Genomic DNA, 16,534 nt, shown 5'->3' with positions numbered 1-16,534 from the left:
CAAAGTAACACTGTGCTTTGTTCGTACTAATTTTTATTCAGCTGATTTATCAGCAATATATTGATCAACTAAACGGGTTAGAATATCCAAAGGAACAGCACCATTTTTCAAAATCACATCATGGAAATCTCGTAAATCAAATTTATCACCTAAACTGGTTTTAGCTTTCTCACGTAACTCTAGGATTTTCATCAAGCCTATTTTATAAGACGTGGCTTGTCCTGGCATCACGATATAGCGCTCAATTTCTGCAACAACATCACTATGTGTCATACCCGTATTAGCTACCATGTAATCAATCGCTTCTTGTCGAGTCCAGCGTTTATAATGAATACCGGTATCAACCACTAAACGTACCGCGCGAAATAATTCAGCTTGTAATCGACCTATATTGTCAAAAGGATCATCTTGAAAGCCTAAGTCCCAAGCTAGGCGCTCTGTATATAATGCCCAACCTTCAGTATAAGCGGTAAAGGGTGAAATCCGACGGAATAAAGGCATACCTTCTAATTCCATAGCAATAGCTATTTGAAAGTGATGACCCGGAATACCTTCGTGATACGCCAGAGTTCTCATGCTGTATTTCGGTGTAGCTTTAATATCGTATAAATTAGCAAAGAACATACCCGGTCGACTTCCGTCAATTGATGGTTGCTGGTAATAGGCTCCTGGTGCAGTTTTTTCCTTGAACTCAGGGATTCTGCGCACTTTCATGCTCGCCTTTGGACGTATTCGAAAAGCCGACTCTAAACCTGCATTGATTTCATCAAGAATGGTTTGATAGTCCGTTAATATTTGTTCTCTACCTGCTTGGGTATCAGGATAATAGAATTCCTCTTGAGCAGCTAAGGTTTCAATTGCTGCTGTGAATCCTTGGCTAACGTCATAGTTTTCTTCTTCTAAAATGGTCAAAATTTCTAATTGAATCCGATCCACTTCACGCAGACCGATATTATGAATTTCATCTGCGCTGTAATCGGTAGTGGTGAAAAACTTAAGTGCTTGAGCATAAACTTTATCACCATCAGGTAGCTTCCAAATGCCATCATCGGTAGTAGCTTTATCAACAACTTGGTTGAAGTAATCTATAAGCAATTGATAAGCAGGATGTACTGAAGCAATAATTTCCTCTTTGGCTAAGTTTAATAATCTAGTTTGTTCAACAGAAGAAATATCTTCTGCATCGGATAACTTCGTTTTTAATGATGAATAGAGAATGTTGTCTTCAACAGGCTTAGCCACAAATTTTGTCATTTCTTCAAGAACACGGTCAATAACAAAACGTGGAGGTAGAATGCCCTTTTCTTCCCGTAATTTTAAACCCTCAAGGTTTTGGGAGAATTTCACTTTTACTTTATTAAGTCGAGCAATATAGTTCTCGGCATCACCAACTGAATTGACCTGATGTTGAGCATCCATAAAACTAGGGTAACCATTTTGAATACCAAACAACTGGTTCACTGGGTAATTGTGATATCGGTATGGTTCTGAGGCTAATACGATATCCAGTAAATACATGGCAATTTCTTTAGACAATAGCTGCGATTCATCTAAGTCACTATCATCATAGGTAAGTAGTGTTTCTTTTACCTTTTTCATTTCAGCAAAAAGAGCATCAGTCTTTTCTGGGCGATCGTTATCAAGTTCAGCGTTATGTCCCGTAATGCCGATAGACTCCAAGAAACCCAACGAAGTCAGCGTTTCCGGGCTTTCAAAGGCTTGTTGTAAAACAGTTCTATCCAGAAATGAGCGGAACATAAAAGGTTTTTCGGCATACCATTCGTGTGATGTAAATGCACCACCTAGCAATATGACAGACAATAGGGAGAGTCCTATCCATTTGAAAATTGATTTAACCATGTGATTTTATTATCTATTAATTTTACAGGTGGCTTATCCTAAACCTCAATAGCCGCGAACTTCAAGCGTTACCCAAGGAAACTTACAATTGGTAACAAATGAACCAGCCTGACCTTTAAGGTCGAAATAAACACTTACTACTATCACTAAGTAGATTAATTAATAAATCCACTTAGCGCTACCTTAGCAAGGTTTAGGGGGAGTGTAACAGCACGTAAATTTACTAGCGTTTCCAAAGTACGTTGATTAAAGCACCTACCATGATTAATCCACCGCCCATAATGGTAGTGGCCATAGGAACTTCACTAAAGTATGCCCACCCAATAAAGACTGAAAAAAGTACTTGTACATAGGCATATGCGGTTGCTTTATTAGCATCGGCGCTATGCAGTGCCTTGGTTAAACCCACCTGCCCAACTTGAGTGAATATACCCACTAAAATCAGTAGACCGGTCGCAGCTAGACTCGGCATAACAAAATCACTACCCAACATTATCATTGAGATAGGAAAGGCAATCAGAGGAAAGTAAAAAATAATAACAGAGCTGTCATCAGTTTTAGTCAGTTTTTTGATAATGACATAAGCAATAGCACTACCAAGCGCCCCCATTACAGCCGAGCCAATACTAATCCATGGGTAATGTACAATGCTGTCTAATTGTAAATTCGGCTGAATGATAATGAATAAGCCAAGTAAGCTGATGGCGATACAAGTGATGGTTGAGCGTTGTATGGTTTCTTTCAAAAAAAACACAGCCAACACTGCAGTAAACACAGGATGCAAATATTGTAATACGGTCGCTTCTGCTAAGGGTAAGGTTGTTACGGCATAGTAAACAAACATCAAGGCAAACGAACCAACGGTACCTCGCGCAATCAGTAGCGTTTTATTATGTCCCCATAGGGATATCTTTTTACGTTTGATATCAGCGTAACTAATAATGCCTGACACAATGGCTCTTGCTGCGACAATTTCAAGGACTGGAATGCCTAAACCGCTAACTTCTTTTACACAGGCAGCCATTAAGGCAAAACCTAACGCTGAGATCAACATATACCAAACACTCATTGGCATTGAATTTTTTATGGTGGTGAACATTTACTGTTGTACTCGAATAAAGAAGAAGGAAAGTTATACCAAACGGATTAGCTCGGTGAATAGGCGCTATTCTATCTCATTTATAGTCGGTGCGAACTAGCTTGATCAGATTATTACTCACGGTTTTGTTATCACTGCTTGGTCTTTGAGTCGCTCAACGGTAAGCTAAAATATAACTGACTGGGCAGTTGATACTTAATTGAGAGGAGAGTTTATGCAACAATGTATTTTAAACAGATTGAGAACTAGCCTTAAAACAACTATAAAACAATGAGATAAATCAATAAACAGAACAAAATAAAGTTAATACATCGTAAATTTGACTAATATCAACAAAAGTGTCGGTTAAATGCAAAAAGTCCTTATTAAAGAGTAGAGTAGCAGCTCTATTCAATTCCCTATTACTTGTAAGGTTACTATCGTGATTGTTAATAATCGTGTTAAGTCTGCTAGCTTTATCATTATCTCTATTCTCATATTGCTATCAGTTATTCTCAGTTTTTTGACTAACCCTGTTAGTCCAACACCTTGGGTGCTAATCGCAGCATTGTGCATGATGCCGCTGATAAAGCAGAAACACATCAAACAAATTAAATGGAGTAAAGAGTACAGCATAGGTATTGAGTATATTGATCAAGACCATAAGAAACTGTTGCATTTATTAAACCAATTTAGCATCGCTTTCGATTATGCCCAGTGTGAAGAATTTGAACGTGAAGCTTTAGCAGAGTTAGTAAGCTATACCAAGTATCACTTTAAGCGTGAAGAAAAATTGATGGAAGATTATGGCTACCCTGGTTTGCCTGAACATCAAGAAGAACATCAAGCCATGATTGATAAAGTAGAAGAGTATGTCGCTATTTATAACATAGAAGGTCATGACTCACTTAAACAAGTAACTAATTTACTCACCTATTGGTTAATTAACCATATCCAAGAATCTGATACCCAGTACCGTGATTATCTAGTTGAGCTAGGTGCTGACGAGTTTGATATTTAGCATTCTTTTTCTGATTTCTGTTTTCTTTGTTTCCCTCCACTTAGTTAAAGGTAAAAACTAAAAAGCTACGCCTAAATCTTTGGGGATTTAGGCGGAGCTTATTTTTATTAACACTCCTTTACTTGCTTAAACTGGCCAGCTTTTCACGTATAGCTTGGTATCGTTGCTGTTCGCATAAACCAAAGCCAGATAATTGTCTTACTTTATTGCGACCAAATAATGGCACTGACATGCCAGCAAAAAAGCGGCAAAAACTTTCAATTGATAGTGGTTGATTTATTTTTCCGCTAAGTCGCTCGGCCAATTCCGTCATGCCCTGCTTTAAAGCGTCATCACTGGGCCATGGAATTTGTGCTTGAGAATGCTCAAGTACTGCCACTTGACCTCGACAAACACTACAGTGACCACATTGTGGGGCTACTGCTAAATTACGAGTACCAGTATCATTAGCATTTAAGCTAGTACCGTTAATAACTGCGCCATCAATAGCTATGTCGTCAACAACAGGCGCATCAAATATTTTATCATCAAAATAGCGCGCTAAGTTTACCGTTAAACAAGTGTCGAGCTGGAAAAAACGTACTAACGTAGCGATACGTTTAATTTCTTTTTCTTCATTATCTTTAAAGTAGTGACTGAGTGTTTGGCACAAACCAGGATCGGCTAATTCATTCAGATTTATTTTAAATACCTCTGTCATACCTTTAGTTTCAAGCACTATCAATTGTTGTTCTTGAAGGTATTCAAGGGCGGCTATTACACGATTACGTTCAATACTTTTATCTTGCAGTAAAGTATCAAAATTTAAACTGCCCCAGACTTTTTTAAAGTCGGTAGCATTAAAGATACGTTGTAAAAAGTCTTTACGCTGATCATTAAAACTATTGATAATTTCAGCTTTAGGTTTTAATAGTTTGATTTTAAAGTCAGCAAAGTAAGCGTAAAGTGGCTCAATTACACCCGCTAACTCTAACTGTACTAAGAGGGTTTTTAGCGGTAGTTGTTTAATATTAACAGCATTAGATAACTGTAATATTTGCAACTCCCACTTTCCTTCAGATCGGCTGTCACTTGTGCTTGAGTAAGCACTTGTTATTACCTCTGACTTTATCGCGTTTAATAACATTTCAATGCCGGTAAACTCAGGTGTATCGCCGTAAACAAAGTTTTCAACGGTATTTAAGCCATCTAGATTAGCTAACGTAAAACACTGCGAAGGCTGCCCATCTCGTCCTGCTCGTCCTATCTCTTGACTGTAATTTTCTATAGATTTTGGCAAGTCATAATGAATAACAAAGCGTATATCGCTTTTATCAATGCCCATGCCAAAGGCAATTGTCGCGACAATTACTTGTATTTTACCTGCCATAAAGTCTTGCTGAATTTGGCTGCGAGTATCACTGTCAAAACCAGCATGATAAGCACAAGCATTAATACCTTGCTGTTTTAAATATTGCGCGACTGTTTCAGCTGAATGTTGCAAAGTAACGTAAACAATACCAGCACCTTGTTGCGCCGAAATAATTTGCTCAAGTTGCTTGTTTTTATGCGTCTGAGTAACAGGCAGTACACTTAAATCAAGGTTTGATCGATAAAAGCCAGTTTGCACAATATGTTCGTCTCGTATAGCAAACTTAGCCGCCATATCTTGTTTTACCTTACGCGTCGCTGTTGCGGTAAGTAATAACACCAACGAAATTTTTAACGCTTGGCAATAACTCGGTAATTTCAAATAATCTGGTCGAAAGTTATGACCCCATTCAGAAATACAGTGCGCTTCATCAACCACCAGCATAGACACGGGTACAGATTCAATGAATTGCCTGAAGCGTTCATTTTTAAAACGCTCAACAGACACCATTAATACTTTAATATCACCATCACGCACACCTGCCATCACGGTTTGTGCTTCATTTCCTTTTAAGGTCGAATCAATACTTGCCGCCTTAATGCCTTTGCTTGCAAGAAACGACAACTGATCTTTCATCAAAGCTAATAAAGGCGATACCACTAACGTTAAATGTGGTAAATGCAGTGCAGTTAACTGATAACACAACGATTTGCCCGAGCCTGTCGGGAATATAGATAAGCTTGATTGGCCATTAAGTAGTTGAGTAATGGTCTGCTCTTGTCCGGGGCGAAAGCCATCGAAGCCAAACGTTTCTAAAAGTGATGTTTTAAGCGAGTTACTTTGCGGGTTATTCATGATCATGTGCCGCAATACGTATGATAGTCTTTACCACCATCGACAGGAGCATCTTGATAGTTTTTAGTCTCCGTGATTTCTGTATAAGGCTGTCGCAATACAGCCAAGAATTTATTTAGCGCAGTTAAATCGCCTGTTTCTTGGCAACTCTCTAGCAGGGCTTCAACATGATGGTTTCTTGGAATAACAACCGGATTATTACTCACCATTAACGTAAGAGCAGCCGCTTTAAATGACTCAATTCGAGTATTCCAACGAGGTAACCATTCATTAAGTACATTAGTTAGGGACACATCATTAGGATTGTCGTTATATGAATCAGTTAATGAGGCTGTTAATGCAGTGAAAGTTTGCGTGTAATCTAATTTTTGCTCTTTCATAAGAGTAATCAAGTCATTAATCAGCTTACCGTCGCCTTCCGCTGGTTCATCTATGCCAAGTTTAGCGGCCATCATAGTCAAATAACCTTGTTGGAGGTCTTGATGGAATTGGCTTAATAATGGCTCAATTTTCTCTACTGCATCATCTTCATCGCTATCGACTAACGGTAATAAAGTTTCGGCTAATCGAGTCATATTCCACTGCATAATGCTTATCTGTTTACCAAAAGCATAACGACTATTACGATCAATTGAGCTAAAGACAGTCTCTGGATGATAAGCATTCATCATGGCACAAGGGCCGTAATCTATGGTTTCACCTGAAATAGTCGTATTGTCTGTATTCATTACACCATGAATAAAACCAACTCTTAACCATGAAAGCACTAAAGGAATTTGCTTTGATAAAACGGCAGAGAAAAATTCAAGCACTTGTTGGCTGCTAATTTCATTGTCAGCTTTGTTGCCATCGCTTTTGTCACTTGTACCTTCTGATGATGTAGGTAGTAACTCGGGAAAATGACGATTAATGGCATAATTTGTTAACTTTTTAAGCGAGTCTGTATCACCCCGCGCAGCAAAATATTGGAAAGTTCCAACTCTTATATGGCTTGCAGCTATCCGTGTAACAACGGCACCATCATAAGGCCGCTCCCGATAAACATTTTCACCGGTAGTGACCACCGCTAAACAACGCGTAGTAGGTACACCAAGAGAAAACATAGCTTCACTCATGATGTATTCGCGCAATGCTGGACCAAGCGCACAACGACCATCACCTTGACGTGAAAAATTACTTACGCCTGAGCCCTTAAGCTGAATATCCCAACGTTGTCCCTGAATATCTGCAATATCCCCTAATAAATGTGCACGACCATCACCAAGCTGCGGATTAAAGTGACCAAACTGATGCCCAGAATAAGCTTGTGCAACTGGCTTGCTTCCTTCAATCAATTGATTACCTGAGAAGTATTGTGCGAGTAGTTCAGCATCATTGTCTTTACTAAAAGGAATAGTTAACGCTTTGGCTAATGGTTCATTCCATAATAATAATGATGGCTGAGCCACAGGAGCAGGCAATGTTTGCTCTGAAAAGCTTGTGCCAAGTGCTTGGTAGTTATTAGACAGGTTTATGGACATTTATTTCTCTTGGTAAAATTTTTCTTCAATTCGTTGACAAAATTGTACTAGATTTTGGTATCTTTTGGCATTTTTAGTAAATTTACTTTCAAAACCATTATCAAAACGTACTGAAATAAACTCACATAAATGCGAATAAACGACGGCATCAAATGAGGTATGAGTCTCGCCAAAGAAAAAGTTTTTATCTGCCAGAAGCGTGGACAGTGACGCTAAGCTCTTATCTGAAATAGCGAGGATTTCTTCTAATGAGTGACGACCAACGCCTTGGCCATGAAGATTTTTCTTCACCGATTTACGAATAATATTAGGTAAAAACCAACGTAGTGGTATCGGTAAAGTAGCAAAGAAAGCTTCATTAGTTAACGGCCAACATTCATCCGTCGCCCAACGAGAATAAACCAAACACCAATAAAGACCTTCATCTAATGATTTAGTTATTAAATGAGCTTGTGCTTTTTGCTCTGGTGTCAATTCAGCATCTAAGGTTACCTGATACTGCTTTGTTAAATAGGTCATTATTGCATCAGAATCAGCAACTACTGTACCGTCATCATCGATGAAAGGTAATTTACCTTTTGGTGATTTTTTTAAATATTTGGCGCCATATTTAACCTGGCATGGAATATTGGCCATACGCATAAAAAGATCCACTTTAACCACAAATGGACTAGCGTCCATCACATTAAAGCACTTACCAAACCCATAAAGTGTAATCATTACTCATCCTTGTTTGCATATCGTAAAATTAACACGAAAAAAAAGCCAATAGACCTGTATTATTATACAGTATCCATATTGGCCTTTTTTTACAAGTAAGAAAGCACTGAATATAATTTAGCGCCAACTTTATCGGCGTTTCAATTTAATCCAGTGTCCGCTAGGTTCACTCTATATAACACTTTTTACAGCATTATATTTCTGCTGCAACCACTGAGATTTCAACAAGCAATGCTTCTCTCGCCATTTTAGCGGCAACGCAAGCACGTGCCGGCGCATGCCCTTCTGGCACCCATGCATCCCATACGGCATTCATCTCAGCAAAGTAACTCATGTCTTTAACATAAATAGTTGCTGATAAGATGTGCTTTTTGTCACTGCCCGCTTGCGCTAATAATATATCAACTTTATCAAGCATGGTTTGCGTTTGCTCGGTGATATCTTTAGTGGCATCTGCCGCAACTTGACCACATAAATAAATAGTACCGTTATGCTTAACAATTCGGCTCATTCTTTGTTTAGTTTCAATTCTCTCAATCATAGTAATGTACTCTTCCTATTTGAGGCTTTAACTTCATTGTATTCACTTTTTATTTCATCACTTATAGTCATAAGCTCAAAAATAAAAAACTCTACGGCTTCGTTAAAGCACTCAACTAGATTGAGCTCCTTGTTTGGTGTTCAAAGTTATTATAAAAATAAAGCCCCAAAGTTTTTCAACATTGAGGCTTTGTATATCAAGTCATGAATTTAGCTTTTAGACGACGGAAAATGATTTCACTTCTAGGAGATGGCACGGAGCTGACGCATGTCAGTAAGTACCTTCGACAACGAAGTTAGATGATTTAACCAGTCTAAAACTAAATTATTCCCATTCGATAGTAGCAGGCGGCTTGCCGCTAATATCGTAAACTACACGGGAGATGCCATCAATTTCATTAATAATACGGTTAGAAACTAACCCTAAGAAATCATAAGGTAAGTGTGACCAACGCGCCGTCATAAAGTCGATTGTTTCAACACAACGTAAAGAGACAACCCAATCATATTTACGTGCATCGCCCATAACGCCTACTGACTTAACAGGTAAGAACACGGTAAACGCTTGGCTTACTTTAGTGTATAAGTCATGTTTGTGTAATTCTTCAATGAAGATAGCATCTGCACGACGTAATAAGTCGGCATATTCTTTTTTCACTTCACCTAAAATACGCACACCTAGACCAGGTCCAGGGAACGGGTGACGGTAAAGCATGTCGTATGGTAAACCAAGCTCTAAGCCGATTTTACGAACTTCATCTTTAAATAATTCACGTAACGGCTCAACTAAACCTAATTTCATGTAATCAGGTAAACCACCAACGTTATGATGCGATTTAATCACATGTGCTTTGCCTGTTGCAGAAGCAGCTGACTCAATCACGTCTGGGTAAATAGTGCCTTGTGCTAACCATTTTGCATTATCAAGCTTGTTAGATTCTTCTTCGAAAACATCAATAAAGACATTACCGATAATTTTACGTTTTGCTTCTGGTTCACTTTCACCCGCTAAACGATTTAAAAATCTATCTTCCGCTTCAATTTTAATAATATTTAAACCAAAGTGGTCGCCAAACATATCCATCACTTGCTGGCCTTCGTCTAAACGAAGTAAACCGTTATCAACAAATACACAGGTAAGTTTATCGCCAATCGCGCGATGTAATAACATAGCAACAACAGATGAATCAACGCCACCTGAAAGACCTAAGATAACTTCGTCGTCACCTACTTGTGCTTTCATTTTAGCGATTGCATCATCAATGATTGATGCAGAAGTCCATAATTTTTCACACTTACAAATTTCAACGACAAAGTTCTCTAAAATGCGTGAACCTTGTTTAGTATGGGTAACTTCTGGGTGAAATTGTACGCCGTAGAATTGTTTTTCTTCGTTCGCCATTGCGCCATAAGCACAACTTGCTGTTTGTGCAACGGTAACAAAACCTTCAGGGATAGCTGATACTTTATCACCGTGACTCATCCAAACGTCAAGTAAAGCATTACCGTTATCGCCAATACTATCTTCAACATTGTTGAATAACGCTGATTTAGCAATTAACTCAACCGCTGCATAGCCAAATTCTTTATGGTCTGAACTTTCAACGCCACCGCCAAGTTGTTCAGCCATTGTCTGCATGCCGTAACAAATACCTAATACAGGCACGCCAGCGGTAAATACATATTCAGGAGCACGAGGAGAGTTGGCTTCAGTTACTGACTCTGGACCACCAGCAAGGATAATACCTGTTGGGTTAAAGCCTTTAATTTGCTCTTCGGTTACATCCCAAGACCAAAGCTCACAGTAAACACCAATTTCACGTACGCGACGTGCAATTAGCTGAGTATATTGTGAACCAAAATCCAATATTAGTATGCGGTGATCATGAATGTCTTTGCTCATGTGTGTTTTCCTACTTTTGACGCTCGTCATGGGCAAACTTTATACTGCGTTGTTTTCGTAATGAAACAAAATCATTTATTAACATAAACTCATTTGTTTAATGACTCAACAGCCTTGCCTAAAGCTCGCTCATTTAGAGCGTGGTATCTTAAATAAAACAGGCTGAACTAATTTATTCATAGTTCAGCCTGACAAAAATTCGTTTTTACATTTATCATAAAAAGCGACTAAGAATAGTTTAGTTCAAAGCTAGTTAGCACTAGAGCAAAGAAGAAGCACTGAGTTGACGCTAGTCAGTGAGTACTTCTGATGCTGCTATTGTGATTAACTAGCACAGGAATAAGCTATTCGACTAACCCATACGGTAATTAGGTGCTTCTTTGGTGATAGTCACGTCATGTACATGTGATTCGCCCATACCTGCTGAAGTTATTTTCATAAATTCAGGCTTAGTGCGCATTTCTTCAATAGTTGCACATCCAGTCAAGCCCATTGATGAACGTATGCCACCCATTTGTTGATGAATAATAGCGGATACTGGACCTTTATAAGCAACACGACCTTCAATACCTTCTGGTACTAACTTGTCTGCTTCGCCTTCAGATTTTTGGAAGTAACGGTCACTTGAACCATCTTTTTGCGCCATAGCGCCTAAAGAGCCCATGCCACGGTAAGATTTGTAGTAACGACCTTGGTAAAGTTCAACTTCACCCGGTGCTTCTTCAGTACCAGCCAACATGCTGCCAACCATAACGCAGTGAGCGCCAGCAACAAGTGCCTTAGCAATATCGCCAGAGAAGCGGATACCGCCATCTGCGATAACTGGAATACCAGTACCTTTCAAGCCTTCAACAGCATTTGAAATAGCAGTTAGTTGTGGAACACCAACACCAGTAACGATACGCGTTGTACAGATTGAACCTGGGCCTATACCAACTTTAACGGCATCAACACCGGCATCAGCCATTGCTTTTGCACCTGAAGCGGTTGCTACGTTACCAGCAATAATTTGTAAATCTTGGTATTTATCACGTGTTTCTTTAACGCGATCAAGAACGCCTTGAGAGTGGCCATGTGAAGTATCAATTAATAAAACATCAACACCTGCTGCAACTAAAGCGTCGATACGCTCGTCAGTTCCTGCGCCTACACCAACTGCAGCACCAACACGTAAACGACCTAATTCGTCTTTACACGCATCAGGCTTATTTTCAGCTTTTTGGTAATCTTTCGCAGTAATAAGACCTACTAATTTGAACGCATCATCAACCACTAATATTTTTTCAATACGGTTAGTGTGCATTAAACCTAAAATTTCTTCGCGTGCAGCACCTTCTTTAACCGTGATTAAATTGTCTTTCACTGTCATTAGCGAAGAAACTGGTTTTGTTAAATTTGTTTCAAAACGCAAATCACGACCAGTAATAATACCAACTAAGTTGTTGTTATCATCTACTACAGGGAAACCTGAAAAACCTAAGTCATCAGCTTTATGCATAACTTGTTCAATAGTAAAGTCAGTACTAACTGTTACAGGGTCTGAAACAATACCGCTTTCATATTTCTTCACTTTACAAACATTTTTCGCTTGTTCAGCAATGGTCATATTTTTATGAATAAAACCTAAACCACCTTCTTGCGCTAGTTTAATAGCTAAGCGCGCTTCTGTTACTGTGTCCATAGACGCAGAAACGATAGGTACGTTCAAATTAATTTTACGGGTTAATTTAGTTTTTAAATCAGCCGTGTGTGGGAGTACTTTTGAATGGGCAGGTACAAGTAATACGTCATCAAAAGTTAAAGCTTCTTGGGCAATTCTTAGCATCGCAACATCTCTCTAAAAGGGTTGGTTAGGGAGTGAATATTGCGGCAGAATTTTAACCGTTTTCTTGTTTTAGGTAAACCTATTTTTATTAACTTTTCATTAAAAGATTGTAATATTAAATGTTAAACAGCGTTAAATGATGAAAATAAATTGAAAGACAGCGCTATTCAATAAATAATAGTAAATCTTATCAATTATTAAGCCTTGATTTCTCACCCTTATGAGCCAACAGCATATTTTACAAATCAGCGAGTTAACTAAAAAAGTACGTTTTATTCTAGAAAGCGAATTAAACACTGTTTGGTTAACTGGCGAAGTATCAAATTTTATTGCCGCCAGTTCGGGTCATTGGTACTTATCATTGAAAGATGCGAAGTCACAAGTTAAGTGCGCCATGTTTAAGGGAAGCAATAGACGTGTTCGCTTAAGTACCGGGGCAGCTCCGAGTAATGGTCAACAAGTATTAGTTAGAGCAAAAGTATCTTTATATGAGCCACGTGGAGACTTTCAATTAATTATCGAGCATATGGAAGATGCTGGCACGGGTTTATTACGTCAACAATATGAGCAATTAAAAAACAAACTTAATGCCCAAGGCATTTTTGATTTATCTCATAAACAGCAGCTACCAAAACATATCAGCTGTGTAGGTATTGTCACTTCACCTACAGGCGCTGCCGTTAAAGATATTTTAACCGTGCTAAAACGTCGTAATCCAAATATCAAAGCCATAATCTACCCTTCACTAGTACAAGGCGAATATGCTCAAGGAGATATTTGTCATGCCATTGAGAGTGCTAATAGTCGCAATGAATGTGATGTACTTATTGTTGGCCGAGGTGGTGGCTCTTTAGAAGATTTATGGCCGTTTAATGAAGAAACTGTAGTGCAGGCCATTTATAAGAGTGTTTTGCCTGTCATTAGCGCCGTTGGCCATGAAATTGATACAACCCTGAGTGATTATGTTGCCGATTTACGTGCCCCAACCCCCTCCGCAGCGGCAGAGTTAGTATCAAGTGATAGTAGTGAATTGCTAAATCAATTACTCATGTTTAAACAGCGTTTGATAAAAGCTCAGCAAAACAAGTTAGCGTATTTAGGCAATGAACAACATTATTTACAGCATCGTTTATCTCAAGTGCATCCCGAACAGCAGTTACAGTTACAACAGCAGAAATCGGATGAATTAAGCTTACGTTTAAAGCAAGCAATGAAGCGTAATATAGAGAAAATACAGAATAAGCCTACTCAGCTTAGCCAACGACTGTTACAGCAATCCCCGCTAAAGACTATTCAATTACAGCAACAACAAGTTAACCAAAATGCATATAGGATCACGCAAGCAATGCAAAATTCATTACAGCATAACAGTGAAAATTTTGTGCATTTGATTGAGCAATTACAACTAGTTAGCCCGCTTGCTACGATAGCTAGAGGTTATAGTGTGACTCGTAATAAGCAGAATGATGTGATCACTAAAGTGGAACAACTCTCAAGTGACGAAGAAATTAGTGTACAGCTTAGCGATGGGCGCATTAATGCTAGAGTGATATAACGCCTACAACACTACTTACCATGACTTAGTAAAATTTACTAAAGTGCATAATAACTGATATGATTTCGATATATTTACTAAAACAACTTATGTTATGCGCTTTAATTACCGAATTGTTTTCATTATAACTGCCTTAGTTTTTACCTTGTCTGCTACCTTAACGGTAATTAACTATTTAACCTCGATGGAAACGACTCGAGAGCAATTAAAAAATAGCGCCCTGCCTTTAACAATAGATAATATATACACTGAAATTCAGAAAAACATCATTGAACCTAATCTCATTGCCTCAATGATGGCGCACGATACCTTTTTAATTGACTGGCTATCAGATGAAGAAGATGAAGTGCAGAAAATTGTACATTACCTAGAAACCATTCAAAATAAATACCAAATGTTCACCGCATTTTTAGTTTCAGATAAAAGCCGAAACTACTACTCGGCTAAAGGCATGTTGGATAAAATTGATAAAAAAAGTCCTAATAGTCAGTGGTATTTAGACTTTCAAAAATCCTCGGAACTAAGCGAGATCAACATAGATTACAATACCAACATGGGCAGTGAACTTATCATGTTTATCAACCATAAAATTCTTGATAATGATTATCATATGATTGGTGCCACGGGTGTAGGATTAAAAACGTCTTACATCAATGATATGTTAAAAGCTTTCAGACAACGTTATCAGTTTTCAGTTTACTTTGTAGATGTTAATGGCAAGGTTGTGATTGCTGAGCAAAACGTGAAAAAATTAAATAACCTGAGTGATATACCTGATCTTGCGAGACAACTTTCAGACATTATTGGTAAAGGAAGTCAGGTATTTGAATACACGCAGGCGGGAGAAGCTTTTTTACTTAATAGAAAATATATTAGTGAATTAGACTTATATCTTATCGTTGAGGCCAAGGTTAACAACTTTACCCAAGCAGCTGAAGAAACCTTTTATCTCAACGTACTTCTCTCAGCAGTTATTACCCTACTGATAAGCTTTATCATTGTGCTTTATGTTAGAAAAATTCATTTGAAATTAGATAAACTGGCCAGTAATGACGACCTTACTCACTTACCCAACAGACGCAGTTTTCATAATGAACTCGCAAAGCAATTATTACTCAAAGAACGTTATAATAGCGAGCTGTCACTTTTATTTATTGATATTGATAACTTCAAAGATGTTAACGACACTAAGGGACATGACGTTGGTGATAAAGTACTAAAATCGTTAGCCAATATATTAAATAATAATGTTAGAAAAAGTGATTTTGTCGCACGGTGGGGAGGTGAGGAATTCATTATCCTTTTAATCGACTCTGATATTAATCAAGCCCAAGTTATTGCTGAGCAATTGCGCTCCCAAGTTGCCAATAGTAATCATTTGTCACAATATGCTCAACAACAAGTTACCATTAGTTTAGGAGCAACTTCTGTGACTGATGAAGATAATATTGATACACTTTTAAAACGTGCTGATTTGGCTTTATACAAAGCAAAATCAAAGGGAAAAAACTGCATTGTGTCAGACTAAGGCTTGATAGAGTAATTCTATTACTTGTTGTTTATTCACTTGATTGAATTTAACACCAAAAGACACACCATCAACTTGCTTCTTAAAATTACAAACAGTCGCGTCAAATTTAATGTTGTCTTCTCCTTCACTCGTTTCCACCAAAATTTCGATGACTTTATCTTCCGCCAGTACCAATTTTTCACCATTTATAATATCTAACTGACCACCATTAACAGATAAATTTGTCATCGTGGTTTGCCAGTAAACATCATCAATTTTAACTTTAGCTACTATCTGAGTTTCAATGCGAACGGAAGAACGTAATTGCTGTAATGTCACAGTATTTGGGATGTCTAACACCATAATACGCGAGGGAATTTGCAAGGTTTGTCTAATGGTACTTATAAAAGCAACTGCTGCACCGTCTCGACCTTCAATAAGACCACGTACTGTAATTACAGTACCTTGACCAATGTATTGAGAAAACGCACCTAATTTTGAGGAGTCTGGGTACTCAATGAGGACATATTTCTTAGGTAAGTAACCAATAAAATAGGTATTAAACTTTCTTTTTTGACCAGCAGGCGTAGAGATATCAATAATGATAGGCGCACCCGCTTTCAAATAAGATAAATTACGTGCAGAAGGTTTAGTTGGATCAATTAAGATTTCTGGTTCGGCCATATTCTTCGATCAGATAATACGTGGAGCATATTTGTTACCTTAGTAAAACCAAGGCATGATTGCAACTTGCTATTTATATATCCGTTACCTTTCAAAATGCTCAAAGATTCTG

Annotated in this window: 12 protein-coding genes; 3 read left to right on the top strand and 9 right to left on the bottom strand. The window is 38.2% G+C overall.

Going from position 1 to position 16,534, the window contains the following annotated elements:
- Positions 1-33: 33 nt before the first annotated feature.
- Positions 34-1,860, bottom strand: a complete 1,827-nt coding sequence (locus tag ESZ36_RS09715) for a DUF885 domain-containing protein (protein ID WP_146786949.1) — start codon at positions 1,858-1,860, stop codon at positions 34-36.
- Between the two features lie 223 nt (positions 1,861-2,083).
- Positions 2,084-2,959, bottom strand: coding sequence for a DMT family transporter (locus tag ESZ36_RS09710; protein WP_211357777.1), 876 nt, complete (start codon positions 2,957-2,959; stop codon positions 2,084-2,086).
- A gap of 421 nt (positions 2,960-3,380) precedes the next feature.
- On the opposite strand from ESZ36_RS09710, the gene ESZ36_RS09705 reads away from it, so the two are divergent.
- Positions 3,381-3,959 (top strand): bacteriohemerythrin, encoded by a 579-nt coding sequence (locus tag ESZ36_RS09705; protein WP_146786946.1) that lies wholly within the window; start codon positions 3,381-3,383, stop codon positions 3,957-3,959.
- A 118-nt stretch (positions 3,960-4,077) separates the two neighbouring features.
- Here ESZ36_RS09705 and ESZ36_RS09700 read toward each other — a convergent pair whose 3' ends face one another.
- The 6 genes from ESZ36_RS09700 to guaB form a co-directional block, all read right to left on the bottom strand.
- Positions 4,078-6,165 carry a RecQ family ATP-dependent DNA helicase gene (locus tag ESZ36_RS09700; protein ID WP_146786943.1) on the bottom strand — a complete coding sequence of 696 codons (2,088 nt, stop codon included), beginning with the start codon at positions 6,163-6,165 and terminating at the stop codon, positions 4,078-4,080.
- A gap of 2 nt (positions 6,166-6,167) precedes the next feature.
- Positions 6,168-7,685: a protein adenylyltransferase SelO gene (locus tag ESZ36_RS09695; protein ID WP_146786940.1), complete on the bottom strand. Its 1,518-nt coding sequence runs from the start codon at positions 7,683-7,685 to the stop codon at positions 6,168-6,170.
- Positions 7,686-8,405, bottom strand: a complete 720-nt coding sequence (locus ESZ36_RS09690) for a glutathione S-transferase family protein (protein WP_146786937.1) — start codon at positions 8,403-8,405, stop codon at positions 7,686-7,688.
- Positions 8,406-8,598: 193 nt separating this feature from the next.
- Positions 8,599-8,946, bottom strand: a complete 348-nt coding sequence (locus ESZ36_RS09685) for a RidA family protein (RefSeq protein ID WP_146786934.1) — start codon at positions 8,944-8,946, stop codon at positions 8,599-8,601.
- Between the two features lie 324 nt (positions 8,947-9,270).
- The gene (gene guaA / locus ESZ36_RS09680; protein WP_146786931.1) at positions 9,271-10,848 is read right to left on the bottom strand and encodes a glutamine-hydrolyzing GMP synthase; all 1,578 of its coding nucleotides are present in this window, start codon (positions 10,846-10,848) and stop codon (positions 9,271-9,273) included.
- A 352-nt stretch (positions 10,849-11,200) separates the two neighbouring features.
- Positions 11,201-12,673, bottom strand: a complete 1,473-nt coding sequence (gene guaB / locus ESZ36_RS09675; protein WP_146786928.1) for an IMP dehydrogenase — start codon at positions 12,671-12,673, stop codon at positions 11,201-11,203.
- A 220-nt stretch (positions 12,674-12,893) separates the two neighbouring features.
- On the opposite strand from guaB, the gene xseA reads away from it, so the two are divergent.
- A complete protein-coding gene (gene xseA, locus ESZ36_RS09670; RefSeq protein WP_146786925.1) occupies positions 12,894-14,228 on the top strand; it encodes an exodeoxyribonuclease VII large subunit in 1,335 nt (444 codons plus the stop codon).
- Positions 14,229-14,322: 94 nt separating this feature from the next.
- Positions 14,323-15,756 (top strand): sensor domain-containing diguanylate cyclase, encoded by a 1,434-nt coding sequence (locus ESZ36_RS09665; RefSeq protein ID WP_146786922.1) that lies wholly within the window; start codon positions 14,323-14,325, stop codon positions 15,754-15,756.
- Here the strand turns inward: ESZ36_RS09665 and ESZ36_RS09660 are convergent.
- Positions 15,748-16,422: a PilZ domain-containing protein gene (locus ESZ36_RS09660; RefSeq protein ID WP_146786919.1), complete on the bottom strand. Its 675-nt coding sequence runs from the start codon at positions 16,420-16,422 to the stop codon at positions 15,748-15,750. The two genes, ESZ36_RS09665 and ESZ36_RS09660, sit on opposite strands and share 9 nt — an antisense overlap.
- Between the last annotated feature and the right edge of the window lie 112 nt (positions 16,423-16,534).

It is taken from the genome of Colwellia demingiae (genome assembly GCF_007954275.1).
Taxonomy (GTDB): domain Bacteria; phylum Pseudomonadota; class Gammaproteobacteria; order Enterobacterales; family Alteromonadaceae; genus Colwellia; species Colwellia demingiae.
Note: the sequence above shows the minus strand (reverse complement) of the source record. Positions and strands in the feature narration are given on the sequence as shown.

Bases quoted from the DNA above. Each gene is read 5' to 3' on its own strand.
- ESZ36_RS09715 (WP_146786949.1), bottom strand. From the start codon at position 1,860: ATGGTTAAATCAATTTTCAAATGGATAGGACTCTCCCTATTGTCTGTC.
- ESZ36_RS09710 (WP_211357777.1), bottom strand. From the start codon at position 2,959: ATGTTCACCACCATAAAAAATTCAATGCCAATGAGTGTTTGGTATATG.
- ESZ36_RS09700 (WP_146786943.1), bottom strand. From the start codon at position 6,165: ATGAATAACCCGCAAAGTAACTCGCTTAAAACATCACTTTTAGAAACG.
- ESZ36_RS09695 (WP_146786940.1), bottom strand. From the start codon at position 7,685: ATGTCCATAAACCTGTCTAATAACTACCAAGCACTTGGCACAAGCTTT.
- ESZ36_RS09690 (WP_146786937.1), bottom strand. From the start codon at position 8,405: ATGATTACACTTTATGGGTTTGGTAAGTGCTTTAATGTGATGGACGCT.
- ESZ36_RS09685 (WP_146786934.1), bottom strand. From the start codon at position 8,946: ATGATTGAGAGAATTGAAACTAAACAAAGAATGAGCCGAATTGTTAAG.
- guaA (WP_146786931.1), bottom strand. From the start codon at position 10,848: ATGAGCAAAGACATTCATGATCACCGCATACTAATATTGGATTTTGGT.
- guaB (WP_146786928.1), bottom strand. From the start codon at position 12,673: ATGCTAAGAATTGCCCAAGAAGCTTTAACTTTTGATGACGTATTACTT.
- xseA (WP_146786925.1), top strand. From the start codon at position 12,894: ATGAGCCAACAGCATATTTTACAAATCAGCGAGTTAACTAAAAAAGTA.
- ESZ36_RS09665 (WP_146786922.1), top strand. From the start codon at position 14,323: ATGCGCTTTAATTACCGAATTGTTTTCATTATAACTGCCTTAGTTTTT.
- ESZ36_RS09660 (WP_146786919.1), bottom strand. From the start codon at position 16,422: ATGGCCGAACCAGAAATCTTAATTGATCCAACTAAACCTTCTGCACGT.